At 66.0% G+C, this 7878-nt stretch carries 5 protein-coding genes; 2 read left to right on the forward strand and 3 right to left on the reverse strand.

Features of this window, described 5'->3' with window-relative positions; translation table 11 throughout:
- Nucleotides 1-169 precede the first annotated feature (169 nt).
- The gene (locus ASF16_RS16040; RefSeq protein WP_056169023.1) at nt 170-991 is read right to left on the reverse strand and encodes a helix-turn-helix domain-containing protein; all 822 of its coding nucleotides are present in this window, start codon (nt 989-991) and stop codon (nt 170-172) included.
- A gap of 112 nt (nt 992-1103) precedes the next feature.
- Here ASF16_RS16040 and ASF16_RS16045 point away from each other — a divergent pair, with 112 nt between their 5' ends.
- Complete coding sequence (locus ASF16_RS16045) at nt 1104-1565, forward strand: hypothetical protein (RefSeq protein WP_056169025.1); 462 nt, start codon at nt 1104-1106, stop codon at nt 1563-1565.
- 15 nt (nt 1566-1580) lie between these two features.
- Here ASF16_RS16045 and ASF16_RS16050 read toward each other — a convergent pair whose 3' ends face one another.
- Both ASF16_RS16050 and chrA read right to left on the reverse strand, forming a co-directional pair.
- Nucleotides 1581-2774 (reverse strand): GAF domain-containing sensor histidine kinase, encoded by a 1194-nt coding sequence (locus ASF16_RS16050; protein ID WP_056169027.1) that lies wholly within the window; start codon nt 2772-2774, stop codon nt 1581-1583.
- Nucleotides 2775-3044: 270 nt separating this feature from the next.
- On the reverse strand, nt 3045-4433 hold the full coding sequence (gene chrA, locus ASF16_RS16055; RefSeq protein WP_056169029.1) for a chromate efflux transporter: 1389 nt from the start codon (nt 4431-4433) through the stop codon (nt 3045-3047).
- 524 nt (nt 4434-4957) lie between these two features.
- Here chrA and ASF16_RS16060 point away from each other — a divergent pair.
- Nucleotides 4958-6919 (forward strand): propionate--CoA ligase, encoded by a 1962-nt coding sequence (locus tag ASF16_RS16060; RefSeq protein WP_056169034.1) that lies wholly within the window; start codon nt 4958-4960, stop codon nt 6917-6919.
- Nucleotides 6920-7878 lie beyond the last annotated feature (959 nt).

Below are 7878 nucleotides of genomic sequence, written 5' to 3' on the forward strand. Positions count from 1 at the left end.
CGTGACATTTGGCAGTTGCGTTTCCATGTTGGACCTAGGGCACATCACCGCCTTGTCCTATCGAATTGTTTTTCTGCCCTCGCGCTTGCTGGTCGGGCGCATGCAGCTATTGAAAATATAGCAGCCGCAAACCGCGGACTACGGAATGCCGCCTGCAAATGTCCGCCTGCTACCCCAGGGCACGCTCCAGCGCCTCTCGGGTACTGACGTCCGCCGGCAGCAGGTGGTCGATGCGCAGTGAATCCAGCGTCACGTCCATCGGCGATCCCAGCGTGGTGTAGGCCGACATGAAGCTGAGCACGCCCGCACCAGACTGCAGTTGAAGCAGCAGCACCGGCGAATGGGGCCGGGGCGTTACCGCAAGGGTGGCGGCGGTCCGGTGTTTGGCCGAAGGCATGGCTTGCAGACGCGCGGCCAGGGCCGGGTTGAAAGGTGCCTCTGCTTCGGCGCGCTGCCGCACGGCCTGGGCCACACCCGGGGCGTCGATCAGCCAGTGCTGCAGCCCGTCGGGCCGCAGCAAAAGGTCGAGCAAATTCAGGGGCTCGCCCGGTGTCGCAGGGCCCGGCACAAAACCGATGAGCCGCATCAGCGCGGGCACGGCGGCGTTGGTCTCCAGCAGGTTCCATTGGGCATCGAGCAGCATCGCGGGCGCTGGCTCGTGGGCCTTCAGCAGGCGGCGCAGGGCATCTCGCACCTGCAGCAGCGCCTGGGCATCCCAGTCACTGCGCGGGTAATGCGGTGCAAACCCCGCGGCCATCAGGGCCTGGTTGCGTTCTGCCAGCGGTACCCCCAGCGCATCCATCAGCGCCAGCAGCATGGCCTGGCTCGGCTGGGCCTTGCCGGTTTCCAGGCAGCTCAGGTGCCGCTGCGACACGCCCGTGTGCAGGGCCAGCGCCAGTTGGCTATACCCCCGGCGCACACGAAGCGCCCGCAGCAGCGGGCCGATGCGGGGCGGTAGGTGGCCGGTGGGGGAGGGGTCGGCAAAAGACATGGCGACGCATGGTGGCACAAGTCGGCTGCGGTTCTATGACCTCCGAGGTGATTGCGCCGATGACGCGCCGACCCGAGCATGCGGGCTTCTTTCCAACTCCTGAAAACCAGCCATGCAAGAACCTACGTCTCCCCAGTCCAGCACCACCCACGCGCACGCCGCCGCAGCCCACACCCTGGCTGCGTGGCGCGCCCTGTTCGACGCCGGTGATTTTGCTGCGATGCCCAGCCTGCTGCACCCGGACGTGGTGCTGCGGTCACCGCTGGACGACCAGCCGCTGTGCGGCGCGGGCGCCGTGGGCATGGTGCTCGGCCTCGCGTTCAGCCTGTATGGCCGCTTTGTCTACGGCGACGCCTTGTGGAGCGACTGCGGCCGGGAACTCGCCTTGAGCTTCGACGGCAATCTTGGGCCCCATGCCGTGAGGGGCATCGACCGCCTGCAGTTCGATGCGCAGGGCCGTGTCGTTGTCGTGGAGGTCTTCATCAGGCCCTTGCCCGCGCTGGCCTGGCTGGCGCACGCGGTGCAGCAGCGCATGGCCCAGGCCAGCACGCCCACCGATGGCGTGGCGGCTTGACCTGAAGGTCAGCGGTCAGCGGCCGGCGCTCGACGGCCAGCGCATCGCAAACCGGGTTCCGGCAGATGCATCCGAGCTGGCGCTGAGCGTGCCGCCATGTGCCGACGCGATCAGTTGGCAGATGTGCAGCCCCAGGCCCAAGCTGGTGTCCTCGCACAAGGCGCTGTCGCGCGTGTAGGCCGCAAAAATGCAGTCGATGCGGTCCGGGGCGATGGTGTTGCCCCAGTTGGTCACGGCCACCGTGGCCTCGCCGTCCTGCACGGTGCCCTGCACCACGATCTGCGAGTCTGCGGCGCTGTAGGTGACTGCGTTGCCGAGCAGGTTGGACACCAGCTGCTGAAGCCGCGCCGGATCGCACCATACCGGGCCGCCCAACTGGAGGTCCGAGCGGATGTTCCGGGTGGGGTGGATGTCCCTGATCTCCTGCACCACCGGCTCCAGGATGGCGTCAAGGTCGTGGCAGGCCGACATGCGGATGGGCATGGCAGAGCCCGCCCGCCCACGTGCAAAGTCCACCAGGTCGTCCACCAGCCCCGTCATCCGGGCGGCGCTGCCGCGCAGGCGTTTGCCGATGCGGCCCATGGCGGCGTCAGGACTTCGGGTCAAGAGCTCGCTGGCCACATGCATGGTCGCCAGGGGGTTGCGAAGGTCGTGCGCCACCACGGCCAGAAACTGCTCGCGCGAGAAGCCCGCGGCTTTTTCCTCGTTCAGTGCCTGCAGGGTGGCGCCATGCGCAAAGCTCTCGTCGAGCAGCCGCCCCACCAGCGCTGCCATGCCTTCCAGCATGCCGATGTTGCGCTCGTTGTTGACGACCACCGGATCAGGATCGAGCACACACAGCGACCCGAAATAGCTGCCGTCGTTCAGGCGGATCGCCGCCGACATGTGGCTTTTGAACCCGTACAGCTGCGGCGCCGGGTGGCTGCGGTAGATGGGGTCTGCGTCGGCATCGTCAAAAACGACGGTGTCCGGCCCGTTCAGTTGCGCCTTGCAGATGGTGGTGTGGACATCGAGTTCGTCGCCGGGCACCAGCCCGAACCCGCCCTCGTCGAGCACTGCGCAGGTGATCCAGCGGTCTGGGGTGACGCGGGCCAGGCCCACGAAACGCATGCCGGTCTGGTCACGCAGCAGCTTCAAAATCGCCGAAATGCCGGGGATCTTGGCCACCACTTCCAGTTGCCTGCCAATGTCTTCGATATGCAGCGCCATCCCAATTCGCTCCTGTGGCGACCTACCATACCGGTAGAAAAGTTGATCTGCCTGCTGCAACGGCCGCGGGGGCGGGCACAGCCACCAGCCAGCGTGATGCTGGGGGTATCCCCGCATTATCGAGCAGACGGCGTATGTCAAAAGACGCAGCGCAGTCAGCCACCCGAGCGCCGCGAAGCCTCAGTCTGGCCTGTGTGATGCAGCTTCTGAACGGCTCATTCGGGCTGAGCAGCCACAGTCCAAAGGTCATGGGGCCACCGGGTCGAACAGTCACGCTAGCCAAGGTCTGAGGAGCACCACCGCCAGCCCCACCAGACCGCAACCTCCCAGCAGGGTCAGCACGCCGATCTTGAACCGGAACAGCGCCACACCTGCCGCCACCGCAATCAGGGCAGACACTGCGTCAAACGGGCCGCCGAAGCCTTTGGGCCACAGCAGGTGGTAGGCAAAAAACAGCGCCAGGTTCAGGATCACCCCCACCACCGCAGCCGTGATGGCCGACAGCGGCGCGGTGAAGCCGAGCTTGCCGTGTGTGGCTTCCACCAGCGGGCCGCCCGCCAGGATGAAGATAAACGAAGGCAAGAACGTGACGAAGGTCACCACCACCGCACCGGCAGCCGCGCCGGCAAACAGTGCATCGGCGCCCCACACCTGCTGCAGCCATGCGCCCACGAAGCCAACGAACGCCACCACCATGATCAGCGGGCCGGGGGTGGTCTCCCCCAGTGCCAGCCCGTCGATCATCTGCGGCCCGCTGAGCCACTGGTAGTGTTCCACCGCGCCCTGGTACACATACGGCAGCACGGCATAGGCGCCGCCGAAGGTCAACATGGCCGCCTTGGTGAAGAACCAGCCCATCTGCGTGAGCGTGCCCTGCCATCCCTGCGTGGCCACCAGCAGCGCCATGGCCGCCAGCCACAGCGCCAGGCCGGCCGCGAGCACTTTGGCCAGATGGATGCGCGAAAACCGGGCGTGTGCGGGTGTGGGCGTGTCGTCGTCGATGAGCGCCGAGCCGTAGCCCTGGTGTGCCTTGGCGTGCCCACCCCCCAGCGCAAACACCGCGGGCCAGCGCTGCGCACCGAAGTAGCCCACCAAGCCCGCAGCCAGCACGATGGCGGGGAAGGGCGTGTCGAACGCGAAGATCGCGACGAACGACGCTGCGGCAATGCCCCACATCCAGCCGTTCTTGAGCGCCCGCGTGCCGATGCGGTGCGCTGCATGCAGCACCATCGCCGTCACGGCGGGCTTGATGCCATAGAAAATGCCCGCAACCACCGGCACATCGCCAAAGCGCAAGTACACCCACGACAGCGCAATCAGGATGAACAGCGACGGCAGCACGAACAGCGCGCCCGCCACGATGCCGCCCCAGGTGCGGTGCAGCAGCCAGCCGATGTAGGTGGCCAACTGCTGGGCCTCCGGGCCGGGCAGCAGCATGCAGTAGTTGAGCGCGTGCAGAAAGCGCGTCTCGCTGATCCAGCGGCGGCGCTCCACCAGCTCGGCATGCATGATCGCGATCTGCCCGGCCGGACCGCCGAAGCTGATGAAACCCAGCTTGAGCCAGAACCGGAAGGCTTCGCCGAAGGTGACGGGGGCAGGGCGCTGCTGCGCAGCCGGGTCTTGGGCGGACGCGTGCGTGGCGACGGGGGATGTGCTCATGGTGAGGCTGTGGACTGTGAAGCGAACGGGCTGCGTTGATTGGACGGCGGCTGGTGGAAGGCGTGAAACGGGCGCTGTGGTCCCTGGACTCGGAATGTAGGTGTTGTGGGGGGCGCGTTGGATATTTCGATTTCAACTATCCACATGCGGGTCGTGATGGATCGCCTGGCTTGCAATGGCGGATGTGACCTTTGGCCGTGGCAAGTTGGCAAGTTCGCAACTGCCCCGTGAAATGCCATTGGCGACAGGCAACCCAGATACAGGGAGTCCGCCCTGGGACATAGCAGGGTCAGCTTCGCTGCAGTCCCTCACGGCCGAATGACACGAAAACAGGTACCAGACTGGAAAACGATACTGGTCGCCGCAGGCATCCGAACCTGTACAGGATCTGCGCAAACCAAAGTGATGCTGAAGACCCCGGGCGCCCAAACCCTGCGTCAGCTTGCCGCAAGGCCGTCATGAATAATTATGAATTCAAAACCAGCCATCAGGCAGGCACCCGAGATGCCGAGGAGACACACACCATGAGCCGCTACGCCGACTTCTATCGTCAGTCCATCGACCAGCGCGACGCCTTCTGGGCTGAACAAGCCCAGCTGATCGACTGGCAGACCCCGCATCAGCAGGTGTGCGACTACAGCAACCCTCCGTTTGCCAAGTGGTTCGTGGGCGGCACCACCAACCTGTGCCACAACGCGGTAGATCGGCACCTCGCCGGGCGGGCGACGCAACCTGCACTGGTGGCGATCTCTACCGAAACCGACACCGAGCGCAGCTACACCTTTGCCGAGCTGCATGCCGAGGTGCAGCGCATGGCCGCGGTGCTGAAGGCGCTGGGCGTCAAGAAGGGCGACCGTGTGCTCATCTACATGCCCATGATTGCCGAGGCGGCCTTTGCCATGCTGGCCTGTGTGCGCATCGGCGCGCTGCACTCGGTAGTATTCGGCGGCTTTGCGGCGGGCTCGCTGGCGTCGCGCATCGAAGATGCCGAGCCCGTGGCCGTGGTCAGCGCCGATGCGGGGTCGCGCAACGGCAAGGTAGTGCCGTACAAGCCGCTGCTGGACGAAGCGATTGCGCTGTCAAAGCACAAGCCCTCGGCGGTGCTGCTGGTGAACCGGGGCCTGGCCCCCATGCACCTGCAGCCTGGCCGTGACCACGACTGGGCGTCGCTGCGTGAACAGCACCTGGACACCGTGGTGCCCTGCGAATGGGTCGAATCCACTCACCCCAGCTACACGCTGTACACCAGCGGCACCACCGGCAAGCCCAAGGGCGTGCAGCGCGACACCGGCGGATACGCGGTGGCGCTGGCTGCGAGCATGAAGCACATCTTTGATGCCGGGCCGCGCGCAGGTGACAGCGCGGCCCCCTTGAGTGACAGCGACGGACCTGGCACGCGTGAGACGCGCGGCGCGGGGGTCTTTTTCGCGACCAGCGACATCGGCTGGGTGGTGGGGCACAGCTACATCGTCTACGGCCCGCTCATCGCCGGCATGACCACCATCATGTACGAGGGCCTGCCCACGCGGCCCGACGCGGGCGTGTGGTGGAGCATCGTCGAGAAGTACCAGGTGACGCACATGTTCTCGGCCCCCACGGCGGTGCGGGTGCTCAAGAAGCAGGACCCGGCCTACCTTGCCCAGTACAACGTCAAAAGCCTCAAGGCCCTATGGCTGGCGGGCGAGCCGCTGGATGAGCCCACTGCGCAGTGGATCAGCCACGCCCTGCAGGTGCCCATCATCGACAACTACTGGCAGACCGAGACCGGCTGGCCCATCCTGACCCTGGCCAACGGCGTGGAACCGCAGACCACCCGTTTTGGCAGCCCGGGCAAGGCGATGTACGGCTACGACGTGAAGCTGATCGACGAGTCCACGGGGCAAGAGCTGACGGGCCCCGATCAAAAGGGCGTGGTCGCCATCGAAGGCCCCTTGCCCCCCGGCTGCATGCAGACCGTGTGGCGCGACGATGCGCGCTTCGTCAATACCTACTGGAAGAGCATTCCTGGCCGGCTGATCTACAGCACGTTCGACTGGGGGATTCGGGATGCCGATGGATACCACTTCATTCTGGGCCGTACGGATGACGTGATCAACGTCGCAGGGCACCGCCTGGGCACGCGGGAGATCGAGGAGAGCATTTCTGCGCACCCCAATATTGCCGAGGTGGCGGTGGTGGGGATTGCCGATGCGCTCAAGGGCCAGGTGGCGATCGCGTTTGCGGTGGCGCGGGATGCGTCTGCGTTGGTGGACGACGCTGCGCGGCTGAGGCTGGAGGGCGAGGTGATGAAGCAGGTGGATGGCCTGCTGGGTGCGGTGGCGCGGCCGGCGCGGGTGTATTTTGTGACGGTGCTGCCCAAGACGCGCAGTGGGAAGTTGCTGCGGCGGGCGTTGCAGGCGGTGGCGGAGCGGAGGGATCCGGGGGATTTGACGACGATGGAGGATCCGGCGGCGTTGCAGCAGGTGAAGGAGTTGGTGGGGGAGTGAGGGGCTGGTTGCTTTTGGCTTGGTTTGCTTCTTATCCGCCGTTGGGGCTGAGCCTGTCGAAGCCTGTGCCTATAAATCGCCCGCTTTCCGTTCGGGTTGAGCTTGTCGAAACCTGGGCGCTGCTCGCTAGCTCGCTGATTTGGCGGCATGCCTGTGCTGAGGGCGGGAGCCGGGGTGCGCGCCCGGCGGCGCGGTAACTTTCTTTCGCGTCGCCGAAAGAAAGTCACCAAAGAAAGGGCGACCCCCAGTCTGCGACCCCTTCGCTGCGCTACGGGGCAGACCTGCGTCGGGGCGGTTGCGGGGTGCGCCGTGGAACTCACTGCGCGCCGGCGGCGCTACGTTCAGACAGCCACGGCGAGCTAGATGACTAAGCATGCGCGCTTCGACGCGCATGCTCACCCCGCAACCGCCCCGACGCAGGCGCAGCCACAGGGGGTGGGAGCCGAACATCCCAACAGCCGAACAGCCACACGGGCCATCGCGTTGCTCGGCCYCGAACGCGCGGGCGCAAGCGCCACGCGCTGCGCAGGCGGGCCGAGCGCAGCGATGGCCCGTGTGGATGTCCTCTCCCCCATCCCTTCAGGATGCGCCGNCGAACGCGCGGGCGCAAGCGCCACGCGCTGCGCAGGCGGGCCGAGCGCAGCGATGGCCCGTGTGGATGTCCTCTCCCCCATCCCTTCAGGATGCGCCGAGGAGCGCAGCGGCCAGCGGATAAGGGCTCGCGATTGTCTGAGCGCAACGCAGTGAAGCGAGTTGGAGCGAGACCCCGCTGGACGCGAGCACCGCAGGTTGCCCCAATCGCCCAACGGGCGAGTGGGGACGCAGGCTGTAGGGTCGCCCTTTCTTTRGTGACTTTCTTTCGGAGGGTGTAGAAGAAATCTACTTCAGCCGGCTCAACAGCATCCTGGACTGCGCGAGCCATACCCATGCCTGCGCATAAAACGGCTTGCGATCATGGT

The organism is Acidovorax sp. Leaf78 (assembly GCF_001422735.1).
In the GTDB taxonomy this organism is placed as follows: domain Bacteria; phylum Pseudomonadota; class Gammaproteobacteria; order Burkholderiales; family Burkholderiaceae_C; genus Acidovorax.